The organism is Acetivibrio clariflavus DSM 19732, assembly GCF_000237085.1.
In the GTDB taxonomy this organism is placed as follows: Bacteria; Bacillota; Clostridia; order Acetivibrionales; family Acetivibrionaceae; genus Acetivibrio; species Acetivibrio clariflavus.
In genome coordinates this window covers 785816-801782 of the sequence record NC_016627.1, presented here as the reverse complement: position 1 = coordinate 801782, position 15967 = coordinate 785816, and the positions used below count along the sequence as shown (strand labels likewise).

The 15967-nt window shown below is 37.7% G+C and carries 14 protein-coding genes, 1 other RNA gene and 1 pseudogene; 5 read left to right on the top strand and 11 right to left on the bottom strand.

What is annotated here, in order from left to right:
- Nucleotides 1–176: 176 nt before the first annotated feature.
- A complete protein-coding gene (locus CLOCL_RS20870; protein WP_014254023.1) occupies nt 177–1136 on the bottom strand; it encodes a DUF4373 domain-containing protein in 960 nt (319 codons plus the stop codon).
- A gap of 39 nt (nt 1137–1175) precedes the next feature.
- The gene (locus CLOCL_RS03340; RefSeq protein ID WP_014254022.1) at nt 1176–1385 is read right to left on the bottom strand and encodes a helix-turn-helix domain-containing protein; all 210 of its coding nucleotides are present in this window, start codon (nt 1383–1385) and stop codon (nt 1176–1178) included.
- Between the two features lie 140 nt (nt 1386–1525).
- Here CLOCL_RS03340 and CLOCL_RS03335 point away from each other — a divergent pair, with 140 nt between their 5' ends.
- The 3 genes and pseudogenes from CLOCL_RS03335 to CLOCL_RS03325 form a co-directional block, all read left to right on the top strand.
- A complete protein-coding gene (locus CLOCL_RS03335; RefSeq protein WP_014254021.1) occupies nt 1526–2374 on the top strand; it encodes a hypothetical protein in 849 nt (282 codons plus the stop codon).
- Between the two features lie 13 nt (nt 2375–2387).
- The gene (locus CLOCL_RS03330; protein WP_169313373.1) at nt 2388–2633 is read left to right on the top strand and encodes a minor capsid protein; all 246 of its coding nucleotides are present in this window, start codon (nt 2388–2390) and stop codon (nt 2631–2633) included.
- A 15-nt stretch (nt 2634–2648) separates the two neighbouring features.
- A pseudogene (locus CLOCL_RS03325) lies at nt 2649–3638 on the top strand (recombinase family protein); the annotation flags it as partial.
- A gap of 604 nt (nt 3639–4242) precedes the next feature.
- Here CLOCL_RS03325 and ssrA read toward each other — a convergent pair.
- The 4 genes from ssrA to CLOCL_RS03310 all read right to left on the bottom strand — a co-directional run bounded on the left by ssrA (nt 4243) and on the right by CLOCL_RS03310 (nt 6841).
- Nucleotides 4243–4628: a transfer-messenger RNA gene (gene ssrA, locus CLOCL_RS21415) on the bottom strand.
- 18 nt (nt 4629–4646) lie between these two features.
- Nucleotides 4647–5111: an SsrA-binding protein SmpB gene (gene smpB, locus CLOCL_RS03320; protein WP_014254019.1), complete on the bottom strand. Its 465-nt coding sequence runs from the start codon at nt 5109–5111 to the stop codon at nt 4647–4649.
- 361 nt (nt 5112–5472) lie between these two features.
- Nucleotides 5473–6309 (bottom strand): PHP domain-containing protein, encoded by an 837-nt coding sequence (locus tag CLOCL_RS03315; protein WP_014254018.1) that lies wholly within the window; start codon nt 6307–6309, stop codon nt 5473–5475.
- A 67-nt stretch (nt 6310–6376) separates the two neighbouring features.
- Nucleotides 6377–6841: a ribonuclease FAU-1 family protein gene (locus CLOCL_RS03310; protein WP_014254017.1), complete on the bottom strand. Its 465-nt coding sequence runs from the start codon at nt 6839–6841 to the stop codon at nt 6377–6379.
- Between the two features lie 224 nt (nt 6842–7065).
- Between CLOCL_RS03310 and CLOCL_RS03305 the strand changes: the two genes are divergently transcribed.
- Together CLOCL_RS03305 and CLOCL_RS03300 are read left to right on the top strand one after the other, a co-directional pair.
- Complete coding sequence (locus tag CLOCL_RS03305; RefSeq protein WP_014254016.1) at nt 7066–7389, top strand: hypothetical protein; 324 nt, start codon at nt 7066–7068, stop codon at nt 7387–7389.
- 133 nt (nt 7390–7522) lie between these two features.
- On the top strand, nt 7523–8200 hold the full coding sequence (locus CLOCL_RS03300; RefSeq protein WP_014254015.1) for a lytic transglycosylase domain-containing protein: 678 nt from the start codon (nt 7523–7525) through the stop codon (nt 8198–8200).
- A gap of 28 nt (nt 8201–8228) precedes the next feature.
- On the opposite strand, the gene CLOCL_RS03295 is transcribed toward CLOCL_RS03300, so the two are convergent.
- The 5 genes from CLOCL_RS03295 to clpP all read right to left on the bottom strand — a co-directional run bounded on the left by CLOCL_RS03295 (nt 8229) and on the right by clpP (nt 15917).
- Nucleotides 8229–9563, bottom strand: a complete 1335-nt coding sequence (locus CLOCL_RS03295; RefSeq protein ID WP_014254014.1) for a radical SAM protein — start codon at nt 9561–9563, stop codon at nt 8229–8231.
- Between the two features lie 650 nt (nt 9564–10213).
- Nucleotides 10214–11236 carry a tRNA (adenosine(37)-N6)-threonylcarbamoyltransferase complex transferase subunit TsaD gene (gene tsaD, locus CLOCL_RS03290; protein ID WP_014254013.1) on the bottom strand — a complete coding sequence of 341 codons (1023 nt, stop codon included), beginning with the start codon at nt 11234–11236 and terminating at the stop codon, nt 10214–10216.
- 299 nt (nt 11237–11535) lie between these two features.
- Nucleotides 11536–13215, bottom strand: a complete 1680-nt coding sequence (lonB, locus tag CLOCL_RS03285) for an ATP-dependent protease LonB (protein WP_014254012.1) — start codon at nt 13213–13215, stop codon at nt 11536–11538.
- An 808-nt stretch (nt 13216–14023) separates the two neighbouring features.
- Nucleotides 14024–15319, bottom strand: a complete 1296-nt coding sequence (clpX, locus tag CLOCL_RS03275; RefSeq protein WP_014254010.1) for an ATP-dependent Clp protease ATP-binding subunit ClpX — start codon at nt 15317–15319, stop codon at nt 14024–14026.
- Between the two features lie 13 nt (nt 15320–15332).
- Nucleotides 15333–15917: an ATP-dependent Clp endopeptidase proteolytic subunit ClpP gene (gene clpP / locus CLOCL_RS03270; RefSeq protein ID WP_014254009.1), complete on the bottom strand. Its 585-nt coding sequence runs from the start codon at nt 15915–15917 to the stop codon at nt 15333–15335.
- Nucleotides 15918–15967: the final 50 nt, after the last annotated feature.

Below are 15967 nucleotides of genomic sequence, written 5' to 3'. Positions count from 1 at the left end.
ATTTTAGACCAGCTATTTTATGTCTACCTCACCTAGGTGGTCTTGTTGTCATGCGTTTCATTAACGTCAGGAGCCTAAAAAAATTTCTCAAAATTTTTATTATAAACTCTTGACTTTAATTAGCTGGTCTTTCTGTAATAAAATATCTATACGAAACACCTAAAAGGTGATCGTAATCAGAAAAATTCGTCCAGATCATCATTTCTGGTAACAATGTTGGGAATAGTATATTCATCATTCCATCGTTCACCATTCAGGAAAGTGGCCGGATATGGTATGTACTGGCCGCCCTCTTTGGTCCATTGTGGTGACTTCTTCAATCGTTCAATAGCGGATATAATAATACTGAATAGATTTCCATCCGGTTTCAGCTTGTCCCACGCTTTGGCAGCTTCCTTCTTGCCAACCTTTTTCGGGTATGCTTCCCAGAATTGATTAAATAAAGGATCGTCAGTGCTTACCTTCCTGCTGCGTTTGCATTTCTTTGAAGAAGTATCTTCCTGAATGGCAATATCATCAGAAACAACCCCTCCGCATTCCCCCTCTGGGGGATCAAGGGGGATAGTGTTTTGATTTGTTTTAATTTCTTTTTCTTTATTTTCTTTTATTTTATTTTTATTGCCATCATTTGCTATAGCACAGCTATGGCTTTGCCATTCATTTGCTATATCATTGCCATGGCTCTGTGATACGTTGTCTATGGCATTGTTATGGCTTTGCCATTCGTTTGCTATATCATTGCCATTATCATCGGTCTTTTTGCTGTTCTTATTGTTATTCCAACGGCTTGCAGCACCTTTCTTTCCAGCTTCCGATCTTGCTTTGCTGACTTCATCCATCATATTCATTCTTCTTAAAAGGCTATTGGACCAGAAGTATTCACCATCACATTCGAACAGCTTATATTCTTCTATGCAATCATTAATGAACTTCTCGACCTCAAATGAAGGAAAGCACAATGTTTTTATTGCTCTGAATGTTGATTTAGCATATGGAAGCTTGTATTCACTTTCCTTACACAGAAGTTCAACAATGGCCCAAAAAACGCCATAACCCTCCATGCCATAATCAGCGCGCATGTCAAGGACCTTCGGATCCGTTACTGCATTCGAATCATGGCTGAAATATAATGCCATAAGCCCACCCCCTTTCAATATCTTAATGAAACCTCACTTTTAGACTATACATTCATCTGCGCCAGGATCGTGCTGTTTTAATTGCTTTTTCAGCCAAAGATTGAAAGCTTTTTTTGTTACGAAAACTCGGCCACCTATTTTAATCGCAGGAAATCCAGGTGAATTCATAAGCCTATACACAGTCGTCTTGCTTCCGAAACCCATTTCAATAAGATCCTTTGCGCTTAAAAACAGTGATTTATCAAGCATTTTTGCGTCTTCGCTCCTTTCTTTTTTTGTATAAAATTTTATTAATTTGTAGTAGATTTTCCCTTTTCCTAATGATACAATATTTACGATGACAAAAAAACTTCAAAACGTCACTTTATCCGTCAAGGAGTGAAATAAATATGCGAACAATAAACCCAGGTACTGTTAAAAACAATATTGTCATTGCTGAATTCGAATCTGCAATGTACCATGAAATTAAATTTGATAATTACACCGTAGAATGGTACGGTGAAACAGCATGGATCATCGGTAAAGGTAAAAGATATGAAGGAATGGTCCGCGTTGATGATAGTCAAGACCGGTGCCAGAAGACACGTAGGATAATCTTGATGTCTATCATTAACCTTTGGGAAGCAATTAAAAGTGCTTGTAAATTTCGTCTACCGAATTATGCGGCCATTTTACAGAATGAAGAATGTCAGAATTTAATAATTGAATGGTGTCGTGAATATGGCCTTCCATACATTGGAGATAGTGAAAAATCTGTGTCTTTGTATTCATCTATCGATCTGGAAGGATTAAGCACAGGAATGAACATGCATATCGATATATATGACATTGGAATAGAAACTTATAAAAGATTAAACTCAAGCTGTGACGCCTTACGCTTCTTACAGGATATCCATGCAATTAGTAATCGTTTCTGGCAGTGGCGCGATGATGTAGAACACGGAAGGCCATTGTCGTTGCAGCGTTATAATTTTGCTGGGAATGCCGTTTATTATATAGACGTTAGGGATGGAGTGCCTTACCTTGAATTATCTTATAGCTCAATTCTGGCCTTAGCACGAATGCAATTATTAGCTTCTATTGTTTCAAACCCAAAGGAAGGGTATAACTCCGTTAAACGCTGTAAAATGTGTCACAAGTGGTTTATCGGAAGAAAGAACCTGGAATATTGTTATCTTCCGTGCGATCGCCGGAAAAATAAGTCACTAAAGGCAGACACCCAGGAAATAAACCAATGAAAGGATGGTGTGTATGTCAGTTAGTAAAGCCGATCCGTGTGTCCAGCCTGCTTATACAGACAGTATTCTTGAATCTTATAAGAGATCCGGTTATAAACAATATGAGTTTATGGCCACACTGGATGATAAATGCTGCTCTGTGTGCCGAAAACTGGACGGAAGACACTTCCGGATCAATAAAGCAGTTCCAGGCAAAAACTATCCTCCGCTCCATGACGGGTGCAGGTGTACTACTGTCTATTATGATCCAGAAGAATAATCCGGGGGTGATCCATTGAATGCCGTAATATACGCAAGATACAGCAGCGACAACCAGCGTGAAGAATCGATCGACGCCCAGGTCAGGGCCATAAAAGAATTCGCTGCCAGGGAAGGAATAAACATAATAAGGATATACGCCGATGAAGCGAAGTCGGCCACAACGGATCAGCGGCCGCAGTTCCTGGACATGATGAAGGACGCTGAAACAGGAATGTTTCAGGCCGTGATCGTCCATAAACTGGACCGGTTCAGCAGGGATCGCTTTGACAGTGCATACTATAAGCGCCATTTGAAGAAGTGCGGCGTCCGGTTGATATCGGTCCTTGAAAACCTGGATGACAGTCCCGAATCGATTATCCTGGAAAGTGTCCTGGAAGGCATGGCCGAATATTACAGCAAGAACCTTTCCCGTGAAGTAATGAAGGGCATGAAGGAAACAGCGTACCAGTGCAAGCACACCGGCGGGATCCCTCCGCTGGGTTTTGATGTTGGCCCTGATAAATCCTATGTGATCAACGAATGGGAAGCGGAAGCTGTCAGAATGATATTTGAAATGTTTGCTGATGGGAAGGGATACAGCGCGATCATTGACGCACTGAACGCGAAAGGATACAAGACGAAGGCCGGGAAGCCTTTCGGGAAGAATAGCATTCATGATCTGCTATTGAATGAAAAGTACATCGGTGTTTTTGTGTTCAATAAGGTTTATAACAAGATAAACGGGAAGCGAAATGGCCACAAAATGAAGCCTGATGACGAAATTATCCGGATCCCTGGCGGATGTCCGGCCATAGTTTCCCAGGATCTTTGGGAAAGGGTGAAAAAGAGATTGGAAGCTAACAAGCGCGCCAGCGGCGCATATTCTGCGAAAGCCGTGTATATTCTGTCCGGCCGTATCTTCTGCGGCAAGTGTGGCGCTGCCATGACCGGCAAGCGGGCCAGGATGGGTCGGAATAAAACCGTGTACAGTTATTATGAATGCAGCGCCAGGAAGTCGAAACGGACCTGTGATATGAAGCCGATCAATAAGGATTTCGTTGAACAGAAGGTCATCGACGCCCTTTATGATAATTTGTTCTGTGATGAAGTAATCGAAGCGGCCACAGATATGATCTACAATCACGCAGTTTCCCGGAATACAGAGATCCCGGAAATGATCAAGAAATATGAAAAGCAGCTTCAAACAGTGGAATTTGAGATTTCCAATATAGTGAACGCCATCGCCAAGGGCATGTTCCACGAATCAATGAAAGCGAAGATGGACGAACTGGAAGCGTCAAAGGCCCAGCTTATGATCCGGATCGAAGAAGCGAAGCTGCAGCAGCAGTCACATTCTTTGACCAGGGAACAGATATATGCTTTCCTGGCCAGGTATAGGAACATAAAAGAAATGACACCTGAACAGCAGAAGACTGCCATCCAGGTGTTCGTTGAACGCGTGACTGTATATGAAGATAAGATCGACATGGACATTTTGACGGTACCAGGGAAAGGTCCTGGACCTGGTAAAAATAAAAAAACCGCCAGTGATAACACTGACAGTTCTATCGAAAGCAACATGCCGGAAAATGGCCATTCTGGCCTTTCCGGTGATAGTTGCACCTTGTTGGTGGAGGCGAGGGGAGTCGAACCCCTGTCCGAGACTATATCCACAAGAACTTCTCCGGGTGCAGCCCTTATTTTTAAATTCCCTCAACCCAACGCCCAAGGGCAGGCTTTGGATATCGGTATCCTTTAAAATCCGTCACAGCTCAAGGCTACCACTGTGATAGTTCTAGAGTTTAACCTTCCCACTCAAAAGGCCTGACTTAATGACGCCAGTGACCCGAGGCGCAGGAACCCCGGACTGACGGGCTGCCTATATTAGGCAGCAGCTAAAGCGTAATTATCGTTTTCAGCGTTTATTTTTAGCTCTCGTTTTTTAAAGAGGCCAACGAGAATCCTCTACCCGCTATTCAAGTCTCAACAATCCCGTCGAAACCATTACGCCCCCATATATAAAATTTTCAAACTAGCGACTGCTTTCTTTTATCCTTCTGTCAATCTCACGCATTGCGTCTCTCTTTGCTATATCCTCTCTCTTATCATACAACTTCTTACCTTTTCCCAATCCCAGTTCAAGTTTTACTTTGCCGTTGCGGAAGTATAATTCAATAGGAACCAAAGACATGCCCTTTTGCTGTATAGAACCGATAAGCTTATTGATTTCATACCTGTGCAGCAAAAGCTTCCTGTCCCGCAGAGGATCCTTGTTAAATATATTACCTTGTTCATAAGGACTTACATGCATTCCTATAATGAAGACTTCTCCACCTTTAATGATTGCATAACTGTCCTTAATACTAACCTTCCCCTGGCGGATGGATTTTACTTCGGTCCCGGACAAAACAATTCCAGCTTCAAAAGTCTGCTCAATAAAGTAATCATGCCGGGCTTTTTTGTTTTGGGCAATTGTCTTTTTAGCTTCCTTAGACATTGAATTACACCTTTATCAAATTATTTTACAGATAAAAATAACCCTTCCGTTGAAAGGGCACCATTATCAAAATTTCGTACTGCATTTATTAATTATATCACTTTTTAATCCTATGTCAAGTTCCATGAATTTGAAATTATTAGTACTATATTCCTATAATAATGAGTATTATTTACTATTGTTTTAGCATTTTGAAATATAATAAAATTATATATGTAGCTAAAAGTTTTTTAAAATAATCCATAAAACATTAACAAGTATCTGTGTATTCTGTTTAATGAAAATTATTCGGTTTTATATACAATTTTTAATTATTTAATATTAACTCCCCAACTTCACCCATTCTACATGGGTTCTTTTTTTATATTTTTTTAAGCATATCAAGGACTTCATACGGTACATATAAATTACCTTTTCCTTCGCCTATATTTATATCGGGCTTGAATATACCATGAAAATCGCTTCCGCCTGTAGGTACAATATTGTGTTTTGAAGCTATTTTCAAAAGATTATCAGTATCCTCCTCTGAATTCTCAACATAATAGGTTTCAATCCCTCTCAAGCCAACTTTTTTAAGTCTTTCCACAACTTTATCCAACTCGTCCCATGAGCGGTTAAGAAAAATGGGGTGGGCAATCACCGGTATTCCACCGGCTTTAGTTATACTTTCTATGCACTCTTCCGGGGACATTTTTTCTTTCCTGACAAAGGCCGGTTTACCCTCAGAAATATATTTGTCAAATGCCTCCCGTATACTTTGAACATATCCTTTTTTTAAAAGAACACTGGCTATGTGCGGTCTTGCTACGATATTTCCTCCAGCTTCTGCCTGAACCTCTTCCATGGTTATATCAAATCCTAAACTTCTAAGCTTTTCAACCATTTTGGGATTCCGTTCATCTCTTGCTATCTTAAGCCTTTTTAAAATAGGTTCCATATTTTTATATGTATTGCCAAAAAAATATCCCAAAATATGCATTTCAGGTTCAAACTCAACACTTATCTCTACTCCGGCAATTACTTCAATGCCAACCTTTGTTCCTTCATCCAAAGCTTCTTCAACACCGTCTATTGTATCATGATCGGTAATGGCTATTGCACTAAGGCCGCTTTCTTTTGCATGCCTTATCAGCTCTCTGGGAGTCATGCTGCCGTCCGATGCAGTAGAATGAGTATGTAAATCTATACGTTTATCCATTTTCGTCCTCCATAAAAAACTCCATACAATTTCTCAACTATTAATCATATTTTTAAAAACATTATTTCTACTCTAAGCAAACCGAAGGCGGAAAATTACCGTTATAAGCCATTTCCAGTACTTTAGCCAAAGTTCTTAATGCCGTACATGCTTCTTCTTTGGTAATAAGTCCTTTTTCCATTGCCTCTGCAACTTCATCTACATCCAATACCATTACAGAGCCATCGGGCATTATTTTTACATCAACAAGCAAATCCGTCAAAACATATTTATCCAATTTTTCATCATAGTCCACATTTATGAGGTCGCAATACCAATATTTAAATTCGCCGGACGGTCCCAAAAATTTACTGACTTTATATCCTTCCTTTAAAAAAGTATAGGATATACCTCCGGAAATATCCGACCGACTTTTAATAGGTTTCCATCGGGTTACTATCAAATCATCGCTTCTTGATATCAGCTCATCGCCTGAAATATCAACCGTTTCAAAAGGAATATATCTTTTTCGCAATATTGTTGGTTTTTTCATATTAGTCTCCCTGTTAAAAAAGTTTTAATTAAATCTGCAAACTGCGAAAACCCATTCTTTTTAATAATTATATATCAATAGCACCTTTTTGAAAACTTAAATTTGTCTTTATAATATTTCCCGTATTCTTCCATAGTAAGGGTTACAATGTTATAATGAATTAGCATCCTGTAATTAGAATTTTTTGTAAGGAGTTCTTAGCATCTTATTAGGGGGAGAAAGTTTTGAATTCCAAAAATTCAAGATCATGCAGCAATTGCCTCAAGGGAACTGTTATTACTATCAACAACGATATATTGTGCATTGAAAAGGGTGTAGTATCTCAAGACTATGTTTGTTCAAAACACAGATTTATGCCCGAGTTTAGCTCCCTTAAACGGAGAATAAACACTTGTTTGGATTGCGAAAACTTCATTGTTTATGATACAAGTAAAATCGAAGAAAAGGCGTACGGAATATGCCAGCTGTTTACCGTAAGGAAATATGACGGCAAAAAGAAGAACGCTTGCTCCAAATTTGTGAAACGGAGTAAACTCGAGGTTTCATAATTTTGTCATGCCATAAATAATATTTTTTACCTATAATGTTTATTCAGAAATCATCCGATAAAGAATTTGAGCAAATATCGGTTTAACTTTTAGCCAATTAAGTCTAATTCAATCAACAGGTTCGGTGATTTCAATGAGAGTAAGCGATATTTTCAGTGAAAAATTAAATGAAATACAAAGAAGAGTTCCAATAAAAATAAAAACTGCCAATGCCAAACGAATGACCTTCGAAAAAGTTTTAGAGGCTGCTGAAGATATTGTTTCAATCAGTACTCCAATAGAAGAACCTGCAAAAAAATCAGCTCAAAGGATCTTAAACGCTGTAGATAAATTCGGAAACGACAGATCGGCCGATGTAGCAAGAGCTAAAAGGTCGCGAGAAGCAAGTACATCTTATATTCCTGAAGACAAGTCTGAACTCATGGCTCTTATTAACTCAAGCATTGAAAAAGCATCTCAAAGATATGGAGTAGATGCTGATCTGATTCGAGCCATTATAAAACAGGAATCAAGTTTTAATCCCAGAGCTCTGTCCCATTCAGGTGCTCAAGGCTTAATGCAGTTAATGCCCGGAACGGCAGACGCACTTGGCGTTACCGATCCCTGGGACATTGATCAGAACATAGATGGCGGCACAAGGTATATAAGAGACCAGCTGAAGGCCTTTAACGGAGATTTACAGCTTGCCTTAGCTGCTTATAATGCAGGTCCCGGCAGTGTAAGAAAATATAACGGAATTCCTCCCTATAGTGAAACTCAGAACTATGTCAAAAAGGTTACTGAATACTATAGAATGTATAAAGGTGGCTAAATCCCATCCTGATAAGCAAATAGATATTTTACGGCATATCTACCGGAATTTTAAACACTGACTCAATTTCATCCATTTTTCTTCCTAAAAGGTCTCTTCTCTTATTGTCAAACATAATTGGAGGAAGCACAATTAAATCAGGCTTCCCTTTTTCTTTTATATAAGTCTTTGCACTTTCTATTATATCCTGTACCGTAAGCAACCCAGCACACTTTATAGTTCCTCCAAAAAAGGCATTAGGAGCCTTTATTATATCATAGTTAAATGTAAATCCTACAGCTTCAAAAAGACTCTTTAAAACGCCATATGCAAGTTCTGATGTTATAAAAAGGACATGGTTGGCTTTATACCTTTCCACAAGCCTTCTTACTCTTTCGGCTTCGTCAGGATCAATATCGTAGAGCATTATAAAACCCGGAGAGGTATTTTTTTCTTTCTTAAGTGTTATTTTTAAGTTTTTATCGCCTCTGATTATATCCAACTGAGGATTTTTTAACCGGAAAACTTTATTGAATGCATCAACCCTGGTTAAAACCTTTTCGCCGTTTACACCCACAATAATATCGTCTTCCTGAATTCCTGCACTTTTAGCCGCTGAATTATTTACAACTCCTTCAATTTTCGCCTTTAAATCAAAAATATATGAAGGTTCAATAATTACCGGTATACTGTTTCTATGCTTAAACTTTTTGACATAGGTGCAAACATCATTATATAATCTCTCCAGTTCAAGCTGCCTTCCCGTTAAATATGTATATCCAGGCAAAAACAGCCGAATGGAATTGGCACCATTTTTATCTAAGAATTCTGTCATTTCTTCAATCTCTTCATACTCCATATAGTTAGGATCAAAAACAGCACTGGCGCTATAATTAATCCTGCCATTGAGCATTGAAAGCTTCTCCTTGATGTCATCCGGTTTCTTAAGGCCTAATATTTCTTTTCTCTTGTCGCTCCTGATGCTGTTTATAGATACATTAAGTTCTATGCCTCCTAGCTCTACAAACCTGTTTACCAGCCTTTCATTGAGCAGAATTCCATTGGTGGTTATCTGTATAGGAGTGTTTTTATATTTATTTCTCACCATTTCCACAATCTCTATAAAATTTTTATGGAGGAGAGGTTCTCCTTCAATAATCCTGGTTGCCGATTCCCCGATAATTATTTTTCTGTCGGGGGATAAAAATTCTATAATATCCTCGAAATCACAAAGGTCAAGCTTACCAAGCTTATATACCTCCACTTTTTCAGGATTCTGCCTGTGGCTGCAAAAAACACATGATGTGTTGCAAGCTGAAATAACCGGAAGAATATTGGTTCTATACACTGTATTTATAATATAATCCTTTGTTGCTGTCTTCATAGTTCACCCTTTAAAAAATTAATTGGATGTTTTCTCACCGCATTGTAAAATGTACATTTCAAAATGGTTTTTATTTTTATGTAAATAGAAATTTGAACCAATTTAAAATATTTTAATTAAAGCTTTTTCATTAAATGGTTTACAAAAAATTTGTACAATCAATAATTTTTTATATATCCTGTAAAGTAATTATGCACATATTAATCCACAATTTCCACAACGTTATCCACAATGATACCCTTTGATTTTATAAGGGTTGGAGAAATATTTCCACATTATTCACAAAATAAATTTCAACAATATTGGGTATAATTCGTCAAAATTTTTATAGGACTTTTGTACTATAAAAAATTAATTTTATATCATAAAATTACGTAAACAGAACATAAAAATAATTTTTATTTTTCTGTAAAATTTCTCAAAATAATTGATACAACTGGCTTATGACATTGTGCTGGTCATTTCTTTGTATAAGCAGTCAACAGAGTTTTTTACAGTTTAGTATTAACAATCACATACTAATCATGGAAATAAATAATACATTATTTCCCAAATTATATTCCAAAATTTTCGATAATTCATTAATAACATGAAATATCGGGAAATAATATTAATCTGTGGATAACACAAAGTTATCCACAGATTTTGCTCTATCCTCTTTCTCCAAGTTTTAAACCCGGTATGGCATTCAAGTTTAAATCGGATACATTTCCCCTGACAAACTCATAATATGCGGCACATGCAATCATTGCTGCGTTGTCGGTACACAAGATAGGACTTGGATAGTATATTTCAAGTCCGGCCCTGCCAGCTTGCTCCTCCAGCTCTTTTCTAAGCATAGAATTAGCTGCCACACCACCTGCCAGTGCAACCTTTTTTGAGTTTGTATGCTTTGCTGCAGATATTAAATTTGTCACCAATACATCCACAACAGCGGCCTGAAAACTCGCACACACATCCTCAACACTATACTTTTCACCTTTTTGTTCTGCACTGTTCAAATAGTTTAATACCGCAGTCTTAATACCGCTAAAACTAAAATCAAAACATCCTTTTTCAAAATATACCCTGGGAAAGTCAACTGCTTTAGGATTACCATTTTTAGCCATTTTATCAATCAACGGACCTCCGGGATAACCCAAACCTACTGCTCTTGCCACTTTGTCAAAAGCCTCACCGGCTGCATCATCCCTTGTCTTTCCAAGGATTTTAAATCTATCGTAGTCTTCAACATGTACAATGTGACTGTGACCTCCCGATGCCACCAGACACACAAAAGGCGGTTGCAGTTCTTTATGTTGTATATAGTTAGCGGCAATATGTCCTTCAATATGGTGTACTCCTACCAAAGGTTTACCCCATGCGAAAGCAATTGCCTTAGCAGCAGACAACCCTACCAGCAGCGCACCTACAAGCCCCGGTCCATAGGTCACTCCTACAGCATCAATAGCATCCGGTGTTATTCCGGCCTCCTCGATAGCCTGGTTAACTACAGGTATAATCAATTCAACGTGCTTTCTGGAGGCAATTTCCGGCACTACACCTCCATATTTTTGGTGCAGATCCACCTGTGAAGATATAACATTTGACAGTACTTCCCGTCCGTTTTTCACCACCGACGCCGAAGTCTCATCACAACTGGTCTCAATTCCCAGAATAATTTTATCTACCAATTTCAACACCTGCTTATCTTTATAATTTTTATTATCAAAAATACTTCTTTTGACCTTATACCAAAGTATAAAACACCAGAAATAAAGTTCAATACCAAAAGTATTTTAAGTTTAGAATATAATAAATAATTGCTTTTAATAAACTATAGCATATCATAAATATTCAATTTAGAGAAGAACCGATAAATCGATAAAATAACACTTATGACAGCATCGGCATAAAAAAATGAGTTGGCTTTTTGCCATCTCATTTATACACAATCCTGCTCATTAAAATGCTGTATAGGATAAGTTATAACTTATGCACCGGATGCACTCAATACATTGACAGGATTACCCTGTATTGAAATATTATCTGCCTCACCCTTTTCTTTTCTGCCAAATACAATATCCCTTACTTCATATATGTTGTCAACGGGTATTACTTCAATGTCCATAGTATTGAAAATTTCCTGCCAGTTATCCTTTGCTATTATTACCTTCTTAATACCTGCATTCTTAGCTGCTTCAACTTTTGCAATAACTCCTCCCACAGGTTTAACTTTTCCCCGAATGGATATTTCTCCTGTCATTGCAATCTCGCTGCTTATAGGAATATTTTTTATTGCCGAGTAGACTGCTGTAGCTATTGCAATACCCGCTGAAGGCCCGTCAATAGGTACACCTCCCGGAAAATTCAAATGTAAATCATAGTCCCTATATTCAATATCAAAAACTCTTTTCAGAACCGTCAGCACATTCTCAACGGAAGCTCTTGCTGTACTTGTTCTTCTTAGCCTATGCCCTCTTCCGTCCATTTCTTCCTCTTCAATTATTCCTGTAATTTTTAAGGTGCCTTCTCCACTTAAAGTCTTAGTGGCTGCAGCTTCAATTTCCAGAACCATTCCTGTACAATTCCCAAATACGGCCAAACCGTTAACACAGCCTATTTGCTCACCTTTATCCACTTTTTTATCGATCCTCGGATTATATTTTCCAAATTCAATAACCCATTCAATATCCGCTTTTTTTATTAGTCTTCTCTCCTCAACTAATGCCACTCCTCCGGCAATTTGTACTATGTTCACCGCATCTCTGCCATTTTGTGCATATTTAGCTATCAGCTCATCCCCGCCTTCTTCCAGTAGAAAACCTCCCTTTCGTGCTGCATTTCTTGCAATCTCTTTCACTTCATTTGCTGTAAGCGGTCTAAAATATATTTCCACACATCTGGACCTTATTGCCGGAGGAATTTCGTCGGCAGTTCTTGTCGTCGCACCTACAAGTCTGAAATCGGCCGGCAGTCCTTTTTGAAATATTTCATGTATGTGTAACGGGATGTTCTTATCTTCCGGGCTGTAATATGCACTCTCTAAGAAAACTCTCCTGTCCTCCAATACTTTTAGAAGCTTGTTCATCTGTATAGGATGCAATTCTCCTATTTCGTCCAAGAACAGTATTCCACCATGTGCCTTTGTAACAGCACCAGGCTTAGGCTGCGGAATACCTGCCACACCATAGGCACCTGCACCCTGATAAATCGGATCATGAACCGAACCAATAAGCGGGTCAGCTATTCCTCTTTCATCAAATCGAAGTGTAGTCGCATCCACCTCAACAAACTTAGCGTCTTTTTTAAAAGGTGACATATCATTTTGTTTAGCCTCTTCCAGGATTACCCTCGCCGCAGCTGTTTTTCCTACTCCAGGCGGCCCATATATAATTACATGTTGAGGATTCGGACCGCATAGAGCAGCCCGGAGTGCCTTAAGCCCCTGTTCCTGTCCTACTATTTCCTCCAAGCTTGTTGGCCTTGTGCGTTCCGATAATGGCTCTGTAAGTTTAATTTCCCGAAGTTTTCTCAGCCTGTCCAGTTCTTTCTTTGATTCTTTTTCAATTGCACTTCTATTCCCTTGCTGCGATTTTAGCATATTAAAAAAGTAAAGTCCTATTACTATGGAAAAAAATAGTTGTATTATAAAGAGAGTGCCAGTTAGCATTTTTTATCCTCCTAAGCTGTAATTTTTGCTTATGTGAAATGTAATATTTTTTAATTATAAATATATTATTTACTATGTTAGATAATTTATCCTGAGAAATTAAAATGGCAAGCATTTCCTTCATACTTTTCCGGTAACTTTACGGTAATTACCGATAATTTGACGGAATTCCTATCGAATAAAAATTCTATTGCAAAGGAGGAAAAAGAAGTGATAGAACAAAATGAAGCGATAAAAATAGTAACAATTTTGTATCTATTTCTTAATATTAATAATATCATATTCTAAACAGATATACATTGCAAGAAAACCAATGAGAACAATATTTAGCAATATTGAAAAAATAAAAAATACTTCGTTTGCTATACTTTTATATTTTTTAGCTTTTATTAAAGCAATATTACCAAATAAAAGCGAAACTATCGGAAATAACGTAAAATAAATCTTTCCCAAAATATTCATTATTTCATAATCCTTTCATATCTATAATTTACATATACCCATTATATTTTATAAATTTGAAATAGAACTTTTTATATTTGATCAACATGCATTGATATTTAAGCAGTTACCAAAATATTTTGAAATTTTTAAACATAAAAATATTATCCCTTTATATATGCTATATTACGCCTGTAATTTCATAATATTCTAGTTTCTACAAACATTATTATATTATCCGATGTACAAATATAGAATCAATAGCTTTTTTTATAAAATAAGGGCTGATGCTCAATGAATTTTATTCATTGGACACCAACCCTTTTTTAATCCTTTATAAGTTACTCTTTTTTAAAATTCCATTTGATTAAGAAGCCGATTCTTTCTTAACATTTGACTTTTTTTTAACTGGCTTTTTCATCGACTTCTTATTCTCATTAATAATAATTTCAGGAGGTGTGTTTTTTAATACCGTATCTCGTGTAACAATGCACTTTTCAACATTTCCCATACTAGGAATTTCATACATTACATCAAGCATAATTTCCTCAATTATTGCTCTAAGTCCTCTCGCACCAGTATTTCTTTCTATTGCTTTCTCAGCAATTGCTTCCAATGCTCCTTCTTCAAACTCCAATTCCACATCATCCATCTCAAACAGCTTCTTATACTGTTTTACAAGAGCATTTTTCGGCTCGGTCAATATCTGTATCAAAGCTGCTTTATCAAGAGAATGCAGGGACACCATAATCGGCAGACGCCCTACAAATTCAGGTATAAGGCCAAACTTTAACAAATCCTGAGGATAGATGTGTTTTAAGATTTCCCCCACATCCATTTTCTTCTTGCTTTCTATATTAGCACCAAAACCCATGGACTTCTTGCCAATTCTGTTTTGAATAATTTTTTCAATTCCATCAAAAGCTCCGCCGCAGATAAACAGAATATTGGTAGTATCAATTTGAATAAACTCCTGGTGGGGATGTTTTCTGCCACCTTGCGGAGGCACAGAAGCAACTGTCCCTTCGAGAATTTTTAGCAGTGCCTGCTGTACACCTTCACCGCTAACATCTCTTGTAATGGAAGGGTTCTCAGACTTCCTTGCAATCTTATCAACTTCATCAATATAAATTATTCCTTTTTCTGCCCTTTCAATATCGTAATCGGCAGCTTGTATAAGCTTCAAAAGAATGTTCTCAACATCTTCTCCAACATACCCTGCTTCAGTAAGTGATGTAGCATCAGCGATGGCAAAAGGTACATTGAGTATTTTTGCAAGAGTCTGAGCCAAAAGAGTTTTACCTGAGCCTGTAGGCCCAAGCATTATAATATTGCTCTTCTGCAGCTCAACATCTGACCCTTTAAAATCGGAATTTATTCTTTTATAATGATTATATACTGCCACAGACAAAGCTTTCTTGGCAGATTCCTGTCCTATTACATATTGATCCAGTATTTCCTTTATTTCTGCCGGCTTAGGTATATCATTAAGTTCGGTATCAGTTCTTGCTTCTTCAAACTCTTCTTCTATTATCTCTGAACAAAGCTCTATGCACTCGTCACAAATATAAACTCCAGGTCCAGCTACCAATCTTTTTACCTGCTCTTGAGTCTTACCGCAGAAAGAGCACTTTAGCTGCTTCTTATCATCATATCTGGACATCCTACCACCTCGTTTATTTTCTTCTTTCCATTACTTCATCTACCAATCCATAGGCTTTAGCTTCTTCCGCTGACATGAAAAAGTCTCTTTCTGTATCTGCTTGGATTCTTTCTAAAGGCTGACCTGTTCTTTCGCTCAAAATCCTGTTCAATCTTTCTCTTGTTTTAATTATATGATCAGCATGTATTTTGATATCTGTCGCCTGACCTCTAGCTCCACCTAGCGGTTGATGTATCATTATTTCACTATTGGGAAGGGCAAATCTTTTTCCTTTCGCACCGGCAGCCAAAAGGAATGCGCCCATACTTGCAGCCATACCGATACATATTGTCGAAACATCCGGTTTAACATACTGCATAGTATCGTAAATAGCAAACCCAGCCGAAACAGAACCTCCAGGACTGTTTATATAAAGCTGTATATCTTTATCCGGATCTTCAGCTTCTAAAAACAGCATCTGCGCAACAACAAGGCTTGCCGTAGCATCGTTTATTTCATCACTCAAAACTATTATCCTGTCTTTCAGCAACCTGGAAAATATATCATAAGAACGTTCACCACGGTTTGTTTGCTCAACTACTATTGGCACAAGACTCATAACAACGCCTCCCTCTACCTTATTCTTATTTATTTCTTCCCATAAACTCT